We start from the raw sequence: 1,203 nt of genomic DNA, 5'->3' as shown, positions 1-1,203 counted from the left end.
ATATCTGAACCTACGTTCTATAACTGGAAGAGCAAATACGGAGGGATGACCCTCTCGGAGTTACACCGGGTAAAGGAGCTGGAAGAGGAAAATGCGAGGCTTAAAAGAATTGTGGCCGAGCAACAGCTCTCCATTGATGTTCTTAAGGAAGTCAATTCAAAAAAGTGGTGACGCCTTATCAAAAAGAGCAGTGCTTAATTCTTATTCAGGAGAAGTTTCCGGAGTTGAGCTATGCTAAGGCGTGTAAACTTTTCAATTGCTCCAGAACAAAGAAATATTATCAAAAGCGGATGCCTCAAAAAGACGCAGAAGTAAAATCGGCGATTGAAAGTGTGGTGGGCACAACTCGTTTGGGAAGGCGAAAAGTTATAGTTAAGGTCAGGAAAAAGCATCCCAAACTGGGTTCTTCAAAAATAAGGAGGGTTTATGAAAATGAAGGATTCTCACTTTATAAAAGGTTGAAAAGAAAACGGCTTAACAATCCCGCAAATCCCATTGAGCTACCGATGGCTGCGAATGTGGAATGGGCAATGGATTTTATGTCAGACTGTTTGGTAAACGGCAGTAAGATCAGAACCTTGAATTTAATAGACCAATTCAACCGGAAATGTTTAAAAATAGAAATCAGCAGAAATATGCCTTCAAGGAAGGTCATTGAAATAGTAGGGAAAGCAATCGATGAATATGGCAAACCTTTGGGTATACGAACCGACAATGGCCCAGAGTTTACTTCGGGATTGTTCCAGAATTGGTTGGAGGAAAATGAGATTGATTGGATTAAGATCCAAAAAGGCAAACCCCAGCAGAACGCAATTGTCGAGAGATTCAATAAAACCTACAGGGAGGATGTATTGGATTCCAACCTGTTTTTCACAGTAGCACAGGCGCGGGAAATCACAGATCGATGGGTTGAAGAATACAATAGCGACAGGCCTCATGAGGCTCTCAAATATCAAACGCCAAATGAATATGCCGCATAATCTGATCATCGATTTAACGAAAAAATGGGTTTTCTAAGGAATACAGCTCGGAAAATAGACAAAAAGAAAGACGCAATATATGCGCCTTACTTTCATTTTCGTCGGTTCGATCTATCCCTGGTGGGTTGCTCCCCAGCAGAGCCCACTTCCGTTTTAACCGAACAATGCAAATTTCTAAACAATCAACTATATTTACAAACTGTCAAAAAAGCCAGCCACTTAC

General features: G+C 41.1%; 2 protein-coding genes. Both read left to right on the top strand.

The features are described 5' to 3' along the window. Positions 1 to 171, top strand: a complete 171-nt coding sequence (locus H1A14_RS23475; RefSeq protein ID WP_394355345.1) for a transposase — start codon at positions 1 to 3, stop codon at positions 169 to 171. Further along, complete coding sequence (locus tag H1A14_RS23025; protein ID WP_317174925.1) at positions 165 to 980, top strand: IS3 family transposase; 816 nt, start codon at positions 165 to 167, stop codon at positions 978 to 980. The genes H1A14_RS23475 and H1A14_RS23025 overlap by 7 nt, the downstream gene beginning before the upstream one ends. Positions 981 to 1,203 lie beyond the last annotated feature (223 nt).

The sequence above is a fragment of the Pararhodonellum marinum genome (genome assembly GCF_015354735.1).
In the GTDB taxonomy this organism is placed as follows: domain Bacteria; phylum Bacteroidota; class Bacteroidia; order Cytophagales; family Cyclobacteriaceae; genus Pararhodonellum; species Pararhodonellum marinum.
This window is presented reverse-complemented; position numbering and strand designations above follow the sequence as displayed.